This window comes from Streptococcus sp. HMSC076H09 (assembly GCF_001811765.1).
Classification (GTDB): Bacteria; Bacillota; Bacilli; order Lactobacillales; family Streptococcaceae; genus Streptococcus; species Streptococcus agalactiae.
In genome coordinates this window covers 59,678-79,690 of the sequence record NZ_KV806603.1, presented here as the reverse complement: position 1 = coordinate 79,690, position 20,013 = coordinate 59,678, and the positions used below count along the sequence as shown (strand labels likewise).

At 34.8% G+C, this 20,013-nt stretch carries 22 protein-coding genes, 2 tRNA genes and 1 other annotated feature; all 24 genes read right to left on the bottom strand.

From position 1 onward, the window contains the following. Window position 1 precedes the first annotated feature (1 nt). Window positions 2-925, bottom strand: a complete 924-nt coding sequence (locus HMPREF2818_RS05100; protein ID WP_000964162.1) for a 2-dehydropantoate 2-reductase — start codon at window positions 923-925, stop codon at window positions 2-4. A 12-nt stretch (window positions 926-937) separates the two neighbouring features. Continuing rightward, window positions 938-2,008, bottom strand: a complete 1,071-nt coding sequence (locus HMPREF2818_RS05095) for a PTS sugar transporter subunit IIC (RefSeq protein WP_000185920.1) — start codon at window positions 2,006-2,008, stop codon at window positions 938-940. A 136-nt stretch (window positions 2,009-2,144) separates the two neighbouring features. Further along, window positions 2,145-3,137: an NAD(P)/FAD-dependent oxidoreductase gene (locus tag HMPREF2818_RS05090; RefSeq protein ID WP_001044158.1), complete on the bottom strand. Its 993-nt coding sequence runs from the start codon at window positions 3,135-3,137 to the stop codon at window positions 2,145-2,147. After that, window positions 3,118-3,873, bottom strand: a complete 756-nt coding sequence (trmD, locus tag HMPREF2818_RS05085; protein WP_000975545.1) for a tRNA (guanosine(37)-N1)-methyltransferase TrmD — start codon at window positions 3,871-3,873, stop codon at window positions 3,118-3,120. The genes HMPREF2818_RS05090 and trmD overlap by 20 nt, the downstream gene beginning before the upstream one ends. Continuing rightward, window positions 3,860-4,378 (bottom strand): ribosome maturation factor RimM, encoded by a 519-nt coding sequence (gene rimM / locus HMPREF2818_RS05080; RefSeq protein WP_000455618.1) that lies wholly within the window; start codon window positions 4,376-4,378, stop codon window positions 3,860-3,862. The genes trmD and rimM overlap by 14 nt, the downstream gene beginning before the upstream one ends. Before the next feature lie 62 nt (window positions 4,379-4,440). Beyond that, a tRNA-Glu gene (locus tag HMPREF2818_RS05075) sits at window positions 4,441-4,512 on the bottom strand. Window positions 4,513-4,520: 8 nt separating this feature from the next. Next, window positions 4,521-4,592: transfer RNA gene (locus tag HMPREF2818_RS05070), tRNA-Gln, on the bottom strand. Window positions 4,593-4,699: 107 nt separating this feature from the next. Then, entirely contained in the window at window positions 4,700-6,211 is a 1,512-nt protein-coding gene (locus HMPREF2818_RS05065) for a M protein trans-acting positive regulator PRD domain-containing protein (RefSeq protein ID WP_000895671.1), read from the bottom strand. Window positions 6,212-6,342: 131 nt separating this feature from the next. Further along, window positions 6,343-6,585, bottom strand: a complete 243-nt coding sequence (locus tag HMPREF2818_RS05060; RefSeq protein WP_000379626.1) for a KH domain-containing protein — start codon at window positions 6,583-6,585, stop codon at window positions 6,343-6,345. Between the two features lie 9 nt (window positions 6,586-6,594). Further along, the gene (rpsP, locus tag HMPREF2818_RS05055; protein ID WP_000268757.1) at window positions 6,595-6,867 is read right to left on the bottom strand and encodes a 30S ribosomal protein S16; all 273 of its coding nucleotides are present in this window, start codon (window positions 6,865-6,867) and stop codon (window positions 6,595-6,597) included. A 128-nt stretch (window positions 6,868-6,995) separates the two neighbouring features. Beyond that, window positions 6,996-8,243 carry an ABC transporter permease gene (locus HMPREF2818_RS05050; RefSeq protein WP_000432854.1) on the bottom strand — a complete coding sequence of 416 codons (1,248 nt, stop codon included), beginning with the start codon at window positions 8,241-8,243 and terminating at the stop codon, window positions 6,996-6,998. A 14-nt stretch (window positions 8,244-8,257) separates the two neighbouring features. Next, window positions 8,258-8,968 (bottom strand): ABC transporter ATP-binding protein, encoded by a 711-nt coding sequence (locus HMPREF2818_RS05045; protein ID WP_000210674.1) that lies wholly within the window; start codon window positions 8,966-8,968, stop codon window positions 8,258-8,260. 2 nt (window positions 8,969-8,970) lie between these two features. Continuing rightward, window positions 8,971-10,215, bottom strand: coding sequence for an efflux RND transporter periplasmic adaptor subunit (locus HMPREF2818_RS05040; protein WP_000044620.1), 1,245 nt, complete (start codon window positions 10,213-10,215; stop codon window positions 8,971-8,973). 201 nt (window positions 10,216-10,416) lie between these two features. Continuing rightward, window positions 10,417-12,015 carry an ATP-binding protein gene (locus HMPREF2818_RS05035; RefSeq protein WP_001865330.1) on the bottom strand — a complete coding sequence of 533 codons (1,599 nt, stop codon included), beginning with the start codon at window positions 12,013-12,015 and terminating at the stop codon, window positions 10,417-10,419. A 55-nt stretch (window positions 12,016-12,070) separates the two neighbouring features. Continuing rightward, the gene (locus HMPREF2818_RS05030) at window positions 12,071-13,141 is read right to left on the bottom strand and encodes a carbamoyl phosphate synthase small subunit (RefSeq protein WP_001085243.1); all 1,071 of its coding nucleotides are present in this window, start codon (window positions 13,139-13,141) and stop codon (window positions 12,071-12,073) included. A 48-nt stretch (window positions 13,142-13,189) separates the two neighbouring features. Beyond that, window positions 13,190-13,711: a bifunctional pyr operon transcriptional regulator/uracil phosphoribosyltransferase PyrR gene (gene pyrR / locus HMPREF2818_RS05025; protein ID WP_000823056.1), complete on the bottom strand. Its 522-nt coding sequence runs from the start codon at window positions 13,709-13,711 to the stop codon at window positions 13,190-13,192. Between the two features lie 175 nt (window positions 13,712-13,886). Continuing rightward, window positions 13,887-14,777, bottom strand: a complete 891-nt coding sequence (locus HMPREF2818_RS05020; protein WP_000406595.1) for an RluA family pseudouridine synthase — start codon at window positions 14,775-14,777, stop codon at window positions 13,887-13,889. Further along, window positions 14,761-15,225, bottom strand: coding sequence for a signal peptidase II (gene lspA / locus HMPREF2818_RS05015; RefSeq protein WP_001226253.1), 465 nt, complete (start codon window positions 15,223-15,225; stop codon window positions 14,761-14,763). Before lspA ends, HMPREF2818_RS05020 begins: the two co-directional genes overlap by 17 nt. Before the next feature lie 8 nt (window positions 15,226-15,233). Further along, window positions 15,234-16,139, bottom strand: a complete 906-nt coding sequence (locus HMPREF2818_RS05010; protein ID WP_001025683.1) for a LysR family transcriptional regulator — start codon at window positions 16,137-16,139, stop codon at window positions 15,234-15,236. 215 nt (window positions 16,140-16,354) lie between these two features. Next, entirely contained in the window at window positions 16,355-16,648 is a 294-nt protein-coding gene (gene rpmA, locus HMPREF2818_RS05005) for a 50S ribosomal protein L27 (RefSeq protein WP_000916503.1), read from the bottom strand. A gap of 21 nt (window positions 16,649-16,669) precedes the next feature. Continuing rightward, window positions 16,670-17,008, bottom strand: a complete 339-nt coding sequence (locus HMPREF2818_RS05000) for a ribosomal-processing cysteine protease Prp (RefSeq protein ID WP_000588481.1) — start codon at window positions 17,006-17,008, stop codon at window positions 16,670-16,672. Window positions 17,009-17,014: 6 nt separating this feature from the next. Then, window positions 17,015-17,329 (bottom strand): 50S ribosomal protein L21, encoded by a 315-nt coding sequence (gene rplU / locus HMPREF2818_RS04995; RefSeq protein WP_000109135.1) that lies wholly within the window; start codon window positions 17,327-17,329, stop codon window positions 17,015-17,017. 34 nt (window positions 17,330-17,363) lie between these two features. Continuing rightward, window positions 17,364-17,443, bottom strand: a sequence feature (ribosomal protein L21 leader region). Window positions 17,444-17,518: 75 nt separating this feature from the next. Then, window positions 17,519-18,697 (bottom strand): CapA family protein, encoded by a 1,179-nt coding sequence (locus HMPREF2818_RS04990; protein ID WP_000101231.1) that lies wholly within the window; start codon window positions 18,695-18,697, stop codon window positions 17,519-17,521. 101 nt (window positions 18,698-18,798) lie between these two features. Continuing rightward, the gene (gene thiI / locus HMPREF2818_RS04985) at window positions 18,799-20,013 is read right to left on the bottom strand and encodes a tRNA uracil 4-sulfurtransferase ThiI (RefSeq protein WP_001200105.1); all 1,215 of its coding nucleotides are present in this window, start codon (window positions 20,011-20,013) and stop codon (window positions 18,799-18,801) included.

The window sequence follows — 20,013 nt, the reverse complement described above, 5'->3', positions numbered from 1 at the left end:
ATTATTTTATGCTAAGTACATTTTCTTTAGTGTGAATTAATTGTGTGATTAATCGACAGTAAGGTGTATCAATGCCTAGGTTTTCACCTTTTTTATTCACTGCGCCATTTAAGAAATCAATTTCAGTTAAGCGCTGATTTTGAACTAAGTCTTGATGCATTGAAGGGTAATGATGGGCTGCTTTAACAGATGTATCCATAACGTACTTTGTTATTTCTTCTTCATCAAGCTCTACACCTTCTGCTTTTCCAACAGTAACAAATTCATGGATAATTTCATGTACCATATTTACGCCGTCTTCACTAGCAAAGAGTTGACCAATTGTACAATCTAGCAAGGCGCAAGTTGAATTCATCGTTCCGTTAACACAAGCTTTTCTCCAAATATTTGGCAAAACATTTTCGTCATAAGTAGCCTGTAATTTTGCTTCATTAAGCAATTCAGTAACGCGATGACCTGCTTCTTGATTGTTAGGATCGATACTTTGAAGATTTACAGAACCAACTCCTTCCAGATGAGCATGCCCTGGTCCTTTCAACCCTGCAGTCCAAACTGTTACTCCCATCAAAATATTGTGTTCAGGGATATATTGACGAATGACATCTTCATGTCCTAATCCATTTAAAAGACATAAGACCTTTGTTTTCTTACCAATAATTTTTTTAATATCTTGAAGCATATTTGGCAACTGCATTGCTTTAGTAAACAAAATAATTAAATCTGCTTCTTCTGTCGCATCAGTTGGCTTCATGATAGGAAGTTTAACAAGGTCCTCTGTATCACCTGTTACCTTCAAGCCATTTTCTTTAATAGCCATAATATGGTCTGCCCAATTATCAAGTAAAATAACATCATGATTTGTTTTAGAAATTTGATATCCAAAACGACATCCCATAGCGCCTGAACCAGCAATATAAACTAACATACAACCTCCAAATTAATTTTGACCTTCAAAAACGAAAATATCGTCTTTATAAAGTTTCAGAATGTCTTTACAAATTTTGTGTGATACAAAACCTACTGCAAAAGGAATAACGAGCCAAGATAAGATAACAATCAACATACTTGCTCCTGCTTCAAATGAAGCAATCGGACCTACTGCACCAACAAGCCCAAAACCAGACGAAGCTGGTGTCCCCACCAATTTAAACAATGGGACTGTTAGAGAACTTACTGTAGCAGTCATAAGCATTGGAATCGCCATTACTGGATGCTTTAGGAAATTTGGCATCATCATCTTCATTGCACCTAAAGCAATAGCAATTGGAACTCCAGACTTATTAGCCTTCATCGTTGCCCAAACTAGCACTGCTGTTGTTGAAGCAACTCCCATTGAAGCTGCACTTGCTGACATACCATTAAGACCAATCGCTAGACCAATCGCTACTGTTGAAATAGGACTTACAATAAGCATTGAAAAAGCCATCGCAATTAGAATTGACATCGCAATTGGTTGTAAAGTAGTAAAAGAATTAATTCCTTGACCAATAAGTGTTGTCACATATGAAACGTAAGGGAGTAATTTCCATCCTAAATAGCCTACGCCTGTACCTATGATAATAGGTAACAAGATAATGGTTAGGGAACCAAATTTATTACCAAACCACTTAACTGCTAAAACTGCTAAAGCTGCTGTTAGCATCATATTGATGAGATCACCAATCCCACGCAATTGGAAACTACCAGTAGCAACTCCTTTTTGAATAACTTCTGTGTAAGCCCACGCACCAGAACCAATATATGCAGCACCTCCAACAGCAAGCTGTTGCATTGGGGTGAATTTAAACTGTTGACCAATCAAAAATCCTGCCATAATTGGTGTGAAAAATTGGAATACCTGCACGATGTGTAAGAACTCTGCAGCAAGTCCGTAAGATAAAAATGGTTTCAAAAAAGTGGCTAGGATAGCATTTGGGATGAGTGCTACAACGATTGCAGTTGCTGTCCCACCTAACACTTTATTGATAAAAGAACCAGCCGTCTCTTTTGGTGTTACCGTATTTGTCATAAAATACCTCGCTTCATTTATTTAATATCATTCATAACGACAAAGTTAATTATATCACAAAATAAATAGGAAGTTTTGTTATTTTTTTAACAATATATATAATCCTTTTTTATAAACTTATCAGTTTTATTTATAGTTATTTTATCAATGATGTTGAATGGACTACACGGTTATCTCGATCAGGATAAATATAATTGATAGCTTGGTTTATAGCGACTGGTGCTTCCCCATATCCTGTTGCAATCAATTCTACCTTTCCTGGATAATTAGCAGCATCTCCAATAGCATACACGCCTTCTTGAGTCGTCTCAAAAAGTGAAGAAACATTGATACTAGACCGTTTATAATCCAAATTCCAATAACGTAAATTTTTATTAGAAGTAGAAAAGCCAAAACTAACAATCAAGTTGTCTAAAGGTAATTCAATTACTTCATCACCTTTAACTTTTTGAACGACCAAGCTGCTAACTCTCTGACTATCTCCATTTAAACCAATTGGGACATAAGGGGTTAAAATTCTAACACCTGATGCCTTTAGTATATCCACACTATGCTCATGCGCTCTAAAAGCATCTCTACGATGAACAATCGCTACACTAGCTGCAATCTTATCTAATTCATTGGCCCAATCAACAGCTGAGTCGCCTCCACCACAAATAACAACATGTTTACCTGCAAACTGTTCTAACTTTGTAACGTTATAGAATAAATTATTATCTGCATAATTTTCTTCATTTTCCAAACCTAGTAAACGCGGAGCAAAAGCACCGTTGCCACAAGCAAAAACAATAGCACGTGACAAATGTTGATCTTTATCTGTTTGAATTGTGAAAACATCATCTACTTTTTCAAATGATAAAACTTCTTCTTTTAAACAGATTTCAATAGAATCTTTAAATCTCTCTAATTGTTCAATATGTTTATCAATTAATTCACGTCCAGTAATCACCGGATAACCAGGAATATCATAGATTTTTTTCTCAGGATAAAGGATAGCTGGCTGGCCTCCTAATTCCGAAAGGCTTTCAATAATTTTAACGGATACTCCGCGTAGTCCAGCATAAAAAGCAGCAAAGAGACCTACTGGTCCGCCTCCTACAATAGTGATATCATAAATTGTTTTGTTCATTTACTGTATCTGTTCTTTCTATTTCTGTTTTAATTTTCTCTAAGATAAGTCTCTCTTCATCCGTCATTGCATAATTTTCTAACAAGTCTGGTCGACGTTCTAGTGTTTTTCGCAAACTTTGCTCTAAACGCCATTTTCGGATATTTTCATGATGACCACTCATGAGAACATCAGGAACTGTCATGCCTAAATAATCATATGGGCGCGTATACTGAGGATATTCTAATAGACCCGATGAAAATGAATCATCCTGATGACTTGTTTCTTTACCTATAACTTCTGGAATCAGACGAACGGTAGCATCAACCATTGTCATAGCCGCCAATTCTCCTCCCGTAAGAACAAAATCTCCCAAAGATACTTCGTCTGTTACTAATGATTTTATACGTTCATCATAACCTTCATAGTGACCACAAATAAAAATTAATTCATCTTCTTTGGATAGTTCTTCTGCAAAATTCTGATCAAATGTTCTGCCCGCTGGGTCTAGCAAAATAACACGTGCTTTTTGAGCATCAATTTTACCAATTGTATCAAAAATAGGTTGAGCACGTAAAAGCATCCCTTGCCCCCCACCGTAAGGCTCATCATCAACATGTCGAGACTTCTCAGCATTTTCTCTGAAATTGTGATAATTAATTTCAAGAAGTCCTCTTTCTTTTGCCTTACCAACTATAGAATGTTCCAGAGGGGCAAACATTTCAGGAAATAAAGTTAAAATATCAATCTTCATCATCTAAACCTTCCATCAATTCAACTTGAACACGCTGATTAGAAAGGTCCACTTCTAATACTACTGGCGGGATATAGGGTAATAAAAGATCACGTTTTCCATGACGTTCCACAACCCAAACGTCATTTGCTCCTGGTTGTAAAATTTCTTTGATTTTTCCAATCAGCTCTTCCCCTTCATAGACATCTAAGCCAATAATTTCATGATAATAGAATTCACCATCTTTAAGGTCGCTCAGTTGATTCTCTGCCACCTTCAGTGTGAAACCTTTATATTTTTCAATATCATTAATATGATACATTCCTTTGAATTTTATAATGTCAAAATTCTTCTGCTTACGATGACTAGCAATTTCAATATCCATAACAAACTGATTCTTTTCATCGAATAAAGCTAACTCTTGACCTTTTTTAAAGCGTTCTTCTACAAAGTCAGTCACGCTTAATACACGCATTTCGCCTTGTAATCCTTGTGTATTGACAATTTTTCCAACGTTAAAGTATTCCATAGTAACTCCGATATTTTTGAAAATAAAAGAAAAACCAGCCGCTAAAATGCAACTGGCCACGATAGTCCGTACGGGATTCGAACCCGTGTTACCGCCGTGAAAAGGCGGTGTCTTAACCCCTTGACCAACGGACCATGTGAAACTGGGGTAGCTGGATTCGAACCAACGCATGAGGGAGTCAAAGTCCCTTGCCTTACCGCTTGGCTATACCCCAAAAGACAAAATCTAGTATATCGAAATTCTAGATTACTGTCAATATCTTTTCGAATTAAATTTTAAATTTCGATTTTATCCCTTTTAATAAAGCTCATATAGAGTCTATCAAAGTATTTTATGTTTCATTTTTGAAATATATTCAAAAACTTTTTGGTCCCTTTTTTCGATAATAGCTTGTAAAAGTAGTTCATGGTACTGCTTATTATTCATCCCAATTTCTAATATATCTTGTATAGCCACACCTGAGTCATTTTTTAAAGAAGATATATAGCGTCTCTCAGCAATAATGATATCTGCTTTTTTTAGTAATTTTTCATCTATCTGAGTCGTTTGATAGTTTACAAAAAAGAATTCCGCTATCTTAGATGTAAAATATTGGTTTAACATTACTTGATAGGTTTGTAATCTAATATTACTAGATGAAATTACATATACAGAAAGAGGAGCTAAGAAAGTCTCTATTAAGTTAGATAATTGCATTGTTAGTAGCACTGTCTCATGTTTTGAAAAAGTTAAATTCCCTCCCTTCAGGTTAAAAATATCAGCCAGACCTCTATCTAATAGGTGATATAAATCCTTAGAATAGCTCAGCCTTGATGTATTTAAAAAATAAAAATCAGGAATAAAATAATAACAATAACAAATAAAATGTCTCAAAAAATAGGCATTAATATCTTTAAAATGCTGCGAGTCAATAAATTCTCTACCCAATAATCGACCACAAAAATTCTTAAAGGCTTTTGACTTTGATATCTTATAAGAAGCAAAAATAAATTCTTCGTTGACATTGATATCATCTCGATTGCTAAATAGAGGGCCATCACTAATACAAAACACTAAATATAGATAATCAAGTAAACCTTCATTCAACTCTATACCAAGATGTATAGCAATACTTTTTTGAGCTGCTTTGGATAACTCCATGTAGAGAATCGATTTTTTTAATTGATTAAAGGATTCTGTTTGAGGAATTTCTACTTTATATTCTTTTCTTTTCCAAGCTAAATTCACCAAAATATAAAAATAGTAATATTCTTCAGATAAGTCTTTAAGGTCGTAGTCACACCCTTTAAAATTCGAGTATTCAATAAAATCCCTTATCATTACCTCACTTGTAGCATCAAAAGGATAAATAATAAAACCAAAATGATATTGTAACAAAGCAATCAGCAGCCTAATCTGATATTCTGGACCTGTCACTTTATTTTTTTGTATTGATAACTTAACACTCTCCAAATAAAGTTTACAGTTTTTCTTTATTCGGTAGGCACTTGCAACGGATATGAATTTCTTAGCCGTGAATTCAGAAAAACTGACATTTTGAGGAGCAATAAAATATGCCAAAAACTGTAACATATTAGACTCTCGATAAATGGTATGCAAAGTCTCTAGCTTAGAAAGTGTTTCGTAATGGAACAATACCATTGTTCTACTTTTGACAACAAGGTAGAAATCAGAATAAAGTATTTGTAGTTCCGAAATAAGACCTTGTAAAATCTTTTCACTCAAAGCATATTCTGTTTTAAAGTGATCAAGGTTAATTTCTCCATCATCAAGTAAGGCGGTCATCAGGTATGCTTTCAGTTTTATTTTTTCTTCGAGAAAATCAAATAGCAATATCTTATCCTCCTTAATAAAAAATCAGAAAATTCCCTTTCACATCCATTATATTCTAAAAGACTAAAAAACTCACAATTTTTGTGTAGATATAACAAAAAAGACAGGAAGTTCCTATCTTTTAGAATAAATTATTCTTTCTCATCAATGATGAGTCTTACTTTTTTCCCTTGTGTTGGTACCGAATAGACAATCGACCTTATCGCTGTAATTGTACGACCCTTTTTGCCGATAACACGACCGATGTCTTGGGTATCTAAATCAAGATGGTACTCTAAAAATTCTGGGCCATCCTGAATTTTTATGGTTAACTGATCTGGTTGTGAAATCAAAGGTTTCACAATAGCAATAATGAGATTTTCAATGGTATCCATAGGCTTTTATTATTTTGAGAATTTTTGATCGTGGAATTTAGTCATAACTCCAGCTTTTGAAAGAAGGTTACGAACTGTATCTGAAGGTTGTGCACCTTTTGATAACCATTCAAGAACACGTTCTTCTTTGATTGTAACTTGGTTTTCTGCAACTAATGGGTTGTATGTTCCAACAGTTTCAATAAAACGTCCGTCACGTGGTGCACGTGAATCTGCAACATTGATACGGTAGAAAGGTTTCTTCTTAGAACCCATACGAGTTAAACGGATTTTTACTGCCATTTTTAAATAGTCTCTTTTCTTTTTCTTTATATTTGGTCGTTGATAGCTTAACTAACAACTTTACCTTACTAAGTATAACATAAATACAAACTCTGTCAAGAAAAAATCTTGACAGAGCATATGTTTTTTTATTCATATCGTAAAGCATCAATTGGGTTTAATTTGCTAGCTTTATTAGCAGGTAATAAACCAAATATAATTCCAATAAATGCTGAGAAAATTAAACTGCCTATAGCCACGTTAAGTGACACAGAAGGAGTAATCTTATCTTGCGCATTAGCAATTAACATCGTACCTCCATAGGCTAGTAATAACCCAATTAATCCACCCAAAATCGTTAAGACCATTGATTCAATTAAAAATTGAGCTAAAATTTTACGTCGAGTTGCCCCAAGGGCTTTACGAAGGCCAATTTCTCTCGTGCGCTCAGTTACAGAGACTAACATAATATTCATCACTCCGATACCACCAACTAGGAGAGAAATTGCTGCAATCGCTCCAATAACACCTGTCATAATACCAACTTGGGTATTGATAGATTTAACTATAGATGTCATGTCAAAATTATCATAGTACCCATCCTTAGCATGACTAATGTCTGTTAAACGTTTGCCTATTTCTTTACCAATGCGATTGGATTGCGATACATCATTAAGATGAAAATATATGTTTTCTGCTTCTTTAGCACCAAACTCCGAAGCTAACTGTGTATTGGTTAAAATAGCATTCCCATCAGAATTACTTCCATATAAGCCTGAACCAGCTTCTGGATCCGAATAAACCCCCACTACTAAGTAAGATTTATTTTTTACAGTCACCACCTTATTTAACGCTGCTTCATTTGTCTGGAATAATCTCTGAGCTAATTTTTCTTCTAGTAAAATAACTCTCGAGAATTGGTTATAATCCTCCTCTTGGAATTGACGACCACTTTTAATTTTGAACTTTTTGATACCAAGGTAAGTGCGGTTAATTCCTGTTATATTAACCGTCTTTGCCTTTTTTTCAAGGTAAGCTACTGGAGCATTTGTTTGATTGGTTACATAGTAGCCACTAACACCATCTACTTCCTTAGCAATCTTTTTTAACCATGATTCTTGAATAATTGGTTCCTTACGGTTGGTATCACTACCTTGCATGAAAGCCCCTTGAGCTCCAAAGTTATCCTCATTTTTTTGGTCTTCTTTTGTTTTATAATAAATCTGAAGGTTCTTCTGAGACTTTGTAATCTCATTTGTAACCGAATCTTTCATGCCCTTACCTAAGGCCATAATTAACACAACTGATGCAACCCCAATGATGATCCCTAACATGGTCAGAAAAGCACGCATCTTGTGCCCTAGAATCGATGATAGGGCAAACTTCCAATTTTCCATAATCGAATCTCCCCTTAATCAATTCTAATACTATCAGTAGTATCTGCTGTAATTTCGCCATCACGAATAACAATTTTACGAGTCGCATAATCGGCGATTTCTGGTTCATGAGTTACCATGATAATGGTTTTACCTTCTTGATTTAATTCCGTTAGGAACTGCATAATTTGCTCACCCGTCTTTGTATCCAAGGCACCAGTCGGCTCATCTGCTAGAATAATAGATGGGCTATTCACCAAAGCACGCGCGATTGCTACACGTTGCTTCTGTCCCCCAGATAATTCTGTTGGCAGATGGTTCATACGCTCTCTTAATTCAACTTTATCTAAAAATTGTTTTGCTAAATTTTTACGCTTTTTAGGAGGTACACCCGCATAAATTAAGGGTAATTCAACATTTTGTAAAGCCGTTAGTTTAGATAACAAGAAAAATTGTTGAAAGACAAAACCGATTTCCTTATTTCGAACTTGAGCTAATTTTGTTTGACTTAGTTCTTCGACACGTTTACCATTTAAACTATAATCTCCTGAAGTTGGAGAATCCAACAAGCCAATAATATTCATTAGTGTGGATTTCCCTGAACCAGATGGCCCCATGATTGCAAGAAATTCACCTTCATAAACCGTCAAATCAATGTTCTTTAAGACTTGAAGTTTTTGATCCCCATTTTGATAACTTTTAACAATCTGATGCAATCTAATCAGTTCTTTTCGATTAGTTGTCACGATTATTTCACCTCTGATTTCTTATTAGAGTTAAGATCGATTGATTCAATATTATCAATTTTTTGCCCATCCTTGAAGGTTTTACTTGGATTAGTAACCACGATTTGTCCTGCTTTCAAACCTGATAAAATTTCTTGTGTCTTAGCATCAGCTTTACCAATTTTGACTTCAACTTTGGAAATTTTACGATTAGAATCATTGTATACCCAAACAAAGTGTTTATTATCTTTGTTTATCACAGAACTTGTAGGGACAATAAGGTGCTTATCTCCATTAACTACTTCAACTGATACGGTAAAACCTTGTTTTAATGCATCGAGAGGGCTAGTAATATCTACTTTATATTTATAATTTACAGCACTAGAGCCGTTATTAGAGTCATTGTTGTTTGCTTCTGCTTCTGGATAATTTGAGATATATGAAATTTTACCTTCCCATTCCTTGTCAGGATAGACCTTAGATTTTATTTTAACAGCCTGGTCTTTTTTAACATTAGCCAAATCATACTCACTCATCGTTCCTTGTACTTGGAGTTTACCTTCAGTTGCTACATGGACAAGTACTTGACTAGTTTTTGAAGCTGGATCAATATCACTATTAACTTCAACAACTGTCCCTGATACGTCACTTGTAATAACAGTATCATTCAATGCTTTTTGTGCTTTATTTACTTCTGCCTGTGCATCTGCATAAGCATCATTCAAATCTTGAAGTTGTTGGTTGTATGAAGCATTAGCTTGACTTTGATAATTTTGCTGTAGACGATTCGTCGCACCACTAGTCGATTGAGTCCCTTGTCCTTGTGATGATGAAGAAGATTGATCACTTGATTCCATAGCTGGAAGACTTCCTGTTGTCTTTAGATTATTAATCTGACGCGCTACTTTATTTAATTGACGATTAGCAGTGTCGTAGGCTGCTTGTGCAGTTGTTGTATCATATTGAACTAACTGCTGACCAGCTGTGATTTTATCACCCACTTTAACTGTGACAGTTGCTCGATTACCTTTATTAGCATCAAAATACACATACTGTTCTTGATTAGCCTTAGCTTTTCCTGTCAAAAGAGTTGAGGACGAAACACTTCCTTCTCTAACATTAAAAACTTTGTAGTTAGTTTTTACTGCACTCTTATTAGGTTGAGATTGTACCCATAAAAAGCCACCTATTACTACAATTAGTGCCACTGAGAGCCCTGATATAATTGCTCCTTTTTTACTAATTCCTAAATTTTGTCGTTTACTCATGTCCATCTCCTGTTTGTATTGTTAATATAGAACAAGTGTATTATTTTTAAATAATATTGTCAAGAAAATTCTTTAAAAATAATATTTTTACTCATTAAGTATACTATTTTGCTCATAGAAAGAACTTACAAAATTGAAAGTACTTTACTTTTTACCACAAATAAAAGCTGAGATATAGATCTCAGCTTTTATTAAGAATTGCTAAATAGACTGACAAGAGATAGAAAAATTTTTCATTTTTGAAAACATGTCTGCTTGACTTTCTCCCAATAAATACACTTCTTCCACCTCTTCTATACCCATAATTGTTAATATGGTCTCAATACCTATAGTGTCAAAAATTATAGATGTATCATTTAATTGTTCTATGAGGAGAGGTTGATTGGTAACAATTAATAATTCTAAATGAGTTTGTTTGATTTGCTTAATTAACTCATTTAATTTTACTAGGGAATAACCCTTGTCTACCATTATCAAAGCCTTTTGACAACCGCTAGAAATGTAGTCTGAATGCCAATCATAGCTTCGAAAATACTGAATTTGATGGCCAGTTAGAACACCAGAACTTTGTTCGACTTGCTTCAGAACAGGTGCGACACTATGTTTTTTTCGATATTCTAACATGTCTATCAAAGAGATTTGCCAACTACTAGCAATATAGTCATCCGAAAAACCATACCTTTTAGCTTCCTTATAAATATCTACATTATATTGGCTTTTATTCAGGTTTTCATACAACTCTACAATATGTAAACATTTATCTAAGTAAAAAGGGTTGATTTTAGTAACTGAGGATAAATCATACAAATCAAAGCCACGTCTAAAAGCCTCCAAAAGATAAGCTAGACGATTTTCTTTTTTCTGAATCAAAGCAAACATCAAATCTTCCTCGCTAATATCACTCAGAAATGGAAAATGATCATGACTGCTAGCCTCGAGTAAATTTAAAAATAATTGCTCTATATTACGAGCAAAAAAGATATAGTCAACTTTTTCAAAACTAAAAGATACGGTAGCTACATAGTCTAATTGCGGCTCTAAAAAGGCAGAGGTATTTGGGTAATAAGAATGCTTCAGTTGACTAAAAGTATATCCCACTGTCAATTTAGTTGCTATCTCTAAAACAGGATAGGTCGTAATAGTCTCAAATAAAATGCTTTGATGAGACAAACCAGATGATAAACTAATTATATGATAATCCAAACTGTTCAAATCTATTAAGAAACTAAAGTAACATACTCCAATAATGTTTGCTTTTCGACACACATCAAATGCAACATCTCGAATTGTTTGCCTAGCAGCATCGGATAAAGTTTGACTTGGTACAATCGCTAGAGACTTACCAGTTGTTTTATTAGATTCAATATATTCTAAATCAGAGACATATAAACAATTATTCAAAGAGTCTCTCATTACTAAACAATCTACTTGCACAAAGTCTTGATTATTGTCTATTGCCTGAACACTTTTTTCTGATAAATTATCGCTGATATACTGCCTTGAATAATGACTCTGCCACGCCAAAAACTCTTGAAATAGCTCATGATTTTTATCTAAGCAAAGGGGGTAAATCAAACTATCTTCATGTGTATTTATATACCCCACAAGCGTCTCAAGATTTTCAAATTGTGCATCATAATGGTGAATCACATGGTTTAGCTCCTTCGAGATAAGAATACTAACAGGTCTATCCCTTTTAGATAACCTCTCAACAGTTGATCTAATTAAATCGTCATATTCTTTCATTTTCTGTCCGAAAATAATAAGCAAAATAGGCTGTTTATCCTTTGTATTTAGCATATACGCACCTCCTTATTAATCAGCTCACCGACTGACTTTAAATAATACCTTATGTTTAAGCGCGTGATCCAATCATTTCTAAAAATTCATCAAAAAAATAGGTCACATCATGAGGGCCTGGAGCAGCCTCTGGGTAAAATTGCACGGACATCACTGGAAATGAGCGGTGCCTTAGAGCAACAATCTCTTGATCATTCAAACCTTCGTGTGTTACCAGTAAATCATGCGGAAGATTTAGCCGGTTAACGGTAAAATGATTAAACTGACTAACTGTTTCTAAACGACCCGTAGCAATATCTCTCATGGGATAATTTGGCCCCTTCTTAGCAACTGGGAGTCTCATAATTTCTGCACCATTTGCCATGGCAATTAATTGGTGCCCCAAACCAATACCTAACATAGGAACAGATTTTTGTAATTCTTTAATAGTGTTTAAGATTTCCTGAAGCTTTTCTGGATTCCCCGGACCATTAGATAATATGATACCTTCTGGATATAGATTTTTAATACCTTCTAAAGACGTATTGTAGGGAATGACAGTCACGTCACACTGACGTTTAGACAATTCTCTCAAAATAGAATGTTTAAGACCAAAATCAAGTACAACAATATTTCGACCGCTAGCAGGCGACGGATAAGCTGTTTTTGTCGAAACTTGTTCCACATTATTTGTCGGTAATACTGTCGCTATTAATTGATCCTGTAAATGTGATAAAACATCACCTGCTTCTGCTAAAGTAGCTTTTACAAATCCTTTTTCTTTAATAACTTGCATCAAATACCTTGTATCGACCCCCGACATTGCAGGAACCTTTTTCATTTTCAAAAATTCATCTAGATTCATCTTGCTAGTATCGCTACTTACACATCTGGAATACTCTGCAACAACAACTCCTAAACAAGTGGGAATAATGGCTTCAGAGTAACTGCGATGAATACCATAATTTCCTATTAGCGGTGAGGTAAAAACTAAAATTTTTCCATTATGTGAAGGATTCGTTATTATTTCCTGATAGCCGGTATTCCCCGTACAAAAAACTAATTCGCCAGTTACATCAAGAGATGAACCAAAGGATAGTCCTTCAAAAACCGTACCATCCTCTAGAATTAACAATTTTTTTGCCATTGTGGTTCTTCCCCTTCTATAAAATCATCGTAAATAATAGTCGTCTACTTAACTCGGATCAATAATACTCACACGATCGTAACCATCATGTTCCATCACTTCAACTAGAATTTCTTCAAATTGACTTGTTGGAATATTTTTCCCCACATAATCTGCACGAATAGGTAGTTCACGATGCCCACGGTCAATTAATACAGCTAAACTGACACGACTCGGACGCCCTAAACTAACAAGATTATCAATAGCAGCTCGAATAGTGCGACCTGTATAGAGAACATCATCAATTAATATAATATCTTTATCAGTGATGTCAACTGGCATAGTTGTGGTGTCAACTTCAACTTTCATATCATCACGGAAAGGTTTAGTATCCAATTCTCCAACGGGAATATCTAAATTTTCTAATTGCTTCAAGCGTTCTTGAATGCGTTTGGCTAAAAAAACACCTCTTGTTTTAATGCCTGCTAAGACAATATTATCTAAATTTTTGTTACGTTCTATAATTTCGTAGGTAATACGTGTAATAGCACGTTTCATGGTCACATCATCAATAATTTCTTTTCTTTTCATTGCAGTATCCTCTCTAAGATAAAAGAGCCCCTTCAAAAGGAGACTCTCTAGAATGACAAAGCCGCTCAGGCATTGATTTAGTCTGAAGTTTCTCCTTAACTATCTCACTGGATAAGGTTAAAGGAATGATTTGCTTATATTATAGCAAATGGTAAAAGTATTTTTCAAGAAAAACTTAATTTTTTCTCAACTTTTCTAAGGTTGTCTGAAAAATTTCCGGAACCTCTACTGAAAAAATCAAATTCTCTCCGTTACTAGGGTGCGTAAAACCTAGTGTTTGTGCATGCAAAAACTGTCCTTTACCCCCTAAAGTCTTACGGGGACCGTAGACAGGATCACCGGCTAGAGGATGGCCAATATAAGCCATATGAACCCGAATTTGGTGTGTTCGACCTGTCTCCAATGACAATTCAACTAAGGTATAATCACCAAAACGTTCTAAAACATGAAAACGAGTTATTGCTGGCTTACCTTTAGCAGTCACGGCTTGCTTCTTACGATCTTTATCGCTTCTACCAATCGGAGCCTCAATCACACCTCGATCATTTGGTAAATTACCATGCACAATTGCTAAATATTTACGAAGCGATTTTTTATCTTTTAACTCTTCAGCCAACACTTGGTGAGCTCTATCATTTTTTGCAACCATCAATAAACCAGAAGTATCTTTATCAATACGATGAACGATCCCTGGGCGAACAACGCCATTAATTGATGATAAATCCTTAATATGATACATCAAGGCGTTAACTAAGGTGCCCGAACTGTGGCCTGCAGAAGGGTGAACAACCATCCCTTGCGGCTTATTAACCACAGCAACGTCATCATCTTGATAGATAATATCTAAAGGGATATTTTCAGCTTGATAATCTAGTACTTCCTCTTTAGGAATATCAAAAGTAATCCGATCTCCTTCTTGAACAGTATATTTCGCTTTTTTTACTTGTCCATTTACTAACACAATCCCTTTTTTAATTTCTTCATTAGCTTGACTACGCGACAGTTCAGAATTATCCGCTAAAGCTTTATCTAGCCTAACTCCTGCTATTTTAATTGTGATTTCCATTACTTTCCTCTTTCCAAAGTGCAATCATTAAGCAAATAATACCGATTGTCAGATATGAGTCTGCTACATTAAAGATAGCAAAATTAATAAAATCTAAATGCACCATATCAACGACATAACCTAATCTTAAGCGATCTATAAAGTTTCCTAATCCACCAGAGATGATTAAGGTTAGAGAAATTAATAACCAATAACTTCCATTAATATGTTTCATCAAATAAATAATAGCAACACCAACAACAAAGATTGTAATTAAGGTAAAAAGCCATTGTTGATTTTGCAAAATAGAAAATGCAGCACCATAATTTCTCAGATAAGTTAGACTAACGATATTTGGAATGAATTCCTTAATTTGGTTTAGTTCAATATGTTTAACAATCCATAACTTAGATAGTTGATCTAAAGCAATCAACAAAATAGTTATTATTGGTATAATAATCTTTCTCATTACTTCTCCTATGAATTAAATCCCTTAAAATACTCTTCCATAACAGCAACAAATTTTAAAGCCATCTGAGATAAATTACGATCTTTTCGTTTGATATAAATCATTTGGTTATCTAGATGATCTTCTAATGGAATAACAGTGATACCATTCACACTGCGGCTATCCAAGAATCCTGAGCCCGTCGCATAAGCTTGGGTTCTTTCTAAAATACCATTTAATGTTGCTCTATCAGTAACATTATAGGTAACAGAACTATCAAGTACTTCCACAAAATTCTCCGAGTAATACCGATAATCATCTCTATCCTGTGTAAAACGTACGGTTGGTAATCCTTCTAAATCTGTCATTATCAGAGATGTTTTACTAGCCAAGGGATGGTCTTTCCCAAGATAAATATGAGTTTTAAAAGGAATAAGCTCTACAAACTCTAACCCCAATTTGTCCAACCGCTGAAGTAGACCTTTTTTATTTTGACTATTGATATAAATGATACCTATTTCGCTATTCCCTTGAGCAACTTCATCTAAGATACGTATTGTTGTTGATTCGAAAATACGGAAATAGCTAAAATTATCATTACATTTTGAAAACGCTGTGATTAAAGGAGGTAGAAAATCATAATGTTGACTTGCTATTGAGAATTCTTGCTCTGTAGCTTCAGATTGCGAAAACTGTTTTTCGAATGAATCAAAGCTTTTCACAACTTCTAAAGCATTCTCATAAAAAGTCATGCCTTGATTGGTCAACACTGCACCAGTAGTTGTACGCGTAAAAATCTGAAACCCTAATTCTGTTTCCAAATCACGAACGGCAACAGATAAACTTGGCTGACTAACAAATAGTTTTGCAGCTGCTTCACGAAAAGTACCACTATTTGCGATAGCAACAACATAACGCAGTTGTTGAATATTCATTTTATCACTTCCTCATTTTAGTACCCTTCATTATACCAAAAAATAACTATCCTTGCGGAAAATTCTTCATGAATTAGGACTATTTCACTATAAAAGAACAACAAAGTTTATGAGTATTAATGATAAATCTCTTAACATATTGTCTTTTGTTACAAAATGAAAGCTCTGACAATAATAAAAGACCTTATGAATAGTCATAAAGTCTTAACTAGGCATTATTTTGCGATTGGGTAAACAGACACTTGTTTTTTATCGCGTCCTTTACGTTCGAAACGAACAACACCTTCAACTTTAGCAAAAAGTGTATCGTCCCCACCACGTCCAACGTTAGCACCTGGATAGATGTGTGTACCGCGTTGACGGTAAAGAATTGATCCACCTGATACTGTTTGTCCGTCAGCTGCTTTAGCTCCAAGACGTTTTGCTTGTGAATCACGTCCGTTTGATGTAGAACCTCCACCTTTTTTGTGGGCGAAAAGTTGCAAGTTAGCAAGATTCATTTTTAACATAATGTTGTGTCCTCTCTTAAATTAGTGTGTCATGACTACTGTACTAACAAATTCAGAAGAATCTTTAGACAGATTAGTCATTCCAAGAAGGTAAGACTCAAATAATAATTGAACCTTATCCTCTTTATGTTGTGGTATAGAAGATAAATCTATCTTCATATAACCACCTTCAACGTCATTGATAATCAATTGCGCTTGGCAGGTTGTTAAAGCCTCTAATGAATTAATAAAATTAATTGATAAAGTACTAACAGCTGCACAAATCACATCAAAGCCGTACTCGCCACTACCAGCATGACCGCTGATTTCAGCACTATAAAGATAGCCTGATTGATTACGAGTAAAAGTTGCTTTAATCATGAAAAATTAAGCGTTGATTGCGTTGATAACAACTTTTGTATAAGGTTGACGGTGACCTTGTTTACGGTGGCTACCTTTTTTAGGTTTGTATTTGTAAGAAACAACTTTCTTTTGTTTGCCTTGTTTTTCAACAGTACCAACAACAGTAGCTCCTTCAACAACTGGAGTACCAACTTTAGTTGTTTCACCACCAACAAGAACAACTTCGTTAAATGTAACTTCTGCTCCTGCTTCAACGTCAAGTTTTTCAACGTAGATAGCTTGTCCTACTTCAACTTTAACTTGTTTACCACCAGTTTTGATGATTGCGTATGTGCTCATGATGCACCTCCTATAAAAATTTCTTGTGAGGTTTCCCTCTGTGAAGACTCGCCTATAAATCGTGAGAGCCTTGCTCTACTTAATCTAACGATTTTCGCGCGGTTGCACAGGATGTGCATTTAGTCAACATTCAAATTTTATCATAAACTCTTTTTTTATGCAAGATAAAACAAAATAAAATTATCAACTTTACCACTTCAAATTAACTAACTCATTCATCTCCTTATATGCTTTATCAACTTTATCTTTCATAGTCTGATCAATCGTAGAACGTTTCTTACCACCTTCAATATAATCCTCTAAAACTAGCGTCCTATAATCATAAGCTGGAAAGCCTTCTTCAACATAACGGCCATTTGGTTTTGCTTCTACTAGTGTTGGATGCGCCTTAACTTTTTTAATTACTGTTTTTTGACCTTTTTTCTCTATGGTTACATCCATTAATAATCCTCTTTCTGTCCAGATATCATCAACCGTTTCTAAACGCTGATTTGAAATAAAATTTCCCATAGAGTAAATAATAAATTTTTTCTGGCCATCTTTTTTTATCACTTCAGACGGTTCAACAACGTGAGGGTGTCCTCCGAATATAATATCTGCCCCCCATTTAATCATACTATGATAAAGCATTACTTGTTCTGTAGTAGGTTTTTTTTGATATTCTATCCCCATCTGTGGCATGACAATGGTGATATCTGCTTCTTTTTCAGCCTTTTTAATATCTTGCTTAATCTTTTTAGTATCTAAATCAGACATATGTTTTTCATAGTCACTCTTTGAAACATTAGCTTCCATACCATTGTAGCCATACGAATAACCTAAAATAGCAATTTTAATACCATTTACATGCTTAATTAAGATATCTTCTTTATTTCTATCCTTTAAATAAACCCCAATAGTATCCAATCCCAGACGATTAAAAGTCTTGACAGTATTGATAGCACCTGCCAGTTGTGAATCCAGAATATGATTATGTGCTAAGTCAACGACATCATATCCAGTTTCTTTCATAGTAGTTGCAATCTCATTAGGAGCATTAAATAAAGGATAGCCCGCTAAAGGATATTCTGAACTAATCGTCCCTTCATAATCACCAATCGCTAAATCAGCGCTCTCAATCCAAGATTTTACCTCTTTAAAATAAGGAGTAAAATTATAAGTGCCGTCGGGTTGGCGCGCACTGGCATATAGTACATCGTGCAGCAAAATATCTCCGTTTGCAACCACACGTGCTGTTTTTACAGTATTATTATTTGCAACCTTTTGCCCTTTAGATTGTGCTAAATCCTTAGATAACCCCAAAATAAAAATAGCAATAATAACGGCTACACAAAAAATAAGTGTTTTCTGATAAGGGATTCTTGCCATACTTGCCTCCTTTATTCGTATTATAGCATTTTTTATAACCTTATGATAGCGCAATCATTTTAATAAAAAACTACAGAGTAAATCTGTAGTTTAAAAATTCATTATAATAAATCGTCAATCAAGTCATCAACATCATCACTATCTGCTTGAGGTTGAATAGTAGTTACCATAATCCCTGCAACTGCCCTCTCTACAAGACCTTCTACATCCATACGTTTCTCATACTGTTCTGTATTCTTAATTTTAGGGTTAGTTTTTGGGCGATCTGGTGCAAAAATCGTACAGCAATCCTCAAATGGTTGAATTGAAATATCAAAAGTATCTATTTTTTGAGCAATATCAATAATTTCTAGCTTATCCATCGTGACCACAGGACGAATAATCGGTGTTGCAGTGACAGCATTAATAGCTTGCATACTTTCTAACGTTTGGCTTGCCACCTGTCCTAAACTTTCACCGTTAATAATAACAAGACCATTTCGGTCCTCACGAATACGATCTGTAATACGCATCATAAACCTACGTGTTAACGTCATCAAGTAGGCTTCGGGAGCTTTTGCCTTAATTTCCTCTTGAATTTCTGTGAATGGAACTTCAATAAATTGAATATTACCACCAAATTTTGTCAATTTACGTGTTAAATCATGTGCTTTTTTCAATGCACCTGGGCTAGTATAAGGAGGACTTGCAAAATGGACTGCTTCTATATCTACACCACGTTTTAACGCTAGGTAACCTGCTACCGGAGAATCAATCCCACCAGACAACATCAGCATCCCTTTTCCAGATGTTCCTACTGGTAATCCTCCTGCACCCCTAATATCCTCATATGAAATATAAGCAGCCTCATCTCGTATCTCGACTTTAAGATTGATATCTGGTTGCTTCATCTGAGCCTTAATATTTGGCAAGACTGAAAAAACAGCATCTCCTAAAGTATGATTTAGAGCACGGCTATCCAATTCAAATGAGTGGTCACTACGTTTTGCGGTAATTTTAAAAGTCATCCCATCTTTATAAACGGAAGTCATAATTTCCTGGACAGCTTTTACCAATGTATCAACATTTTTTTCTACTTTAAAAGATGGAGAAAAAGCTTGGATACCAAAAATCTCTTTTAAGGACTCTGCAACTTCATGATAATCTGTACCATTGAGATATACATGTCCTCTATCACGATCTGTTTTTACTGAAACATCTGGATAAATGGAGAGTACATGCTCCATATTATTTTTTAACTTATTGATGAAGCGCATACGGTTTTTCTTCTTAGTAGAGAGTTCTCCATAACGAATCATAATTTCTGAATACTGCAT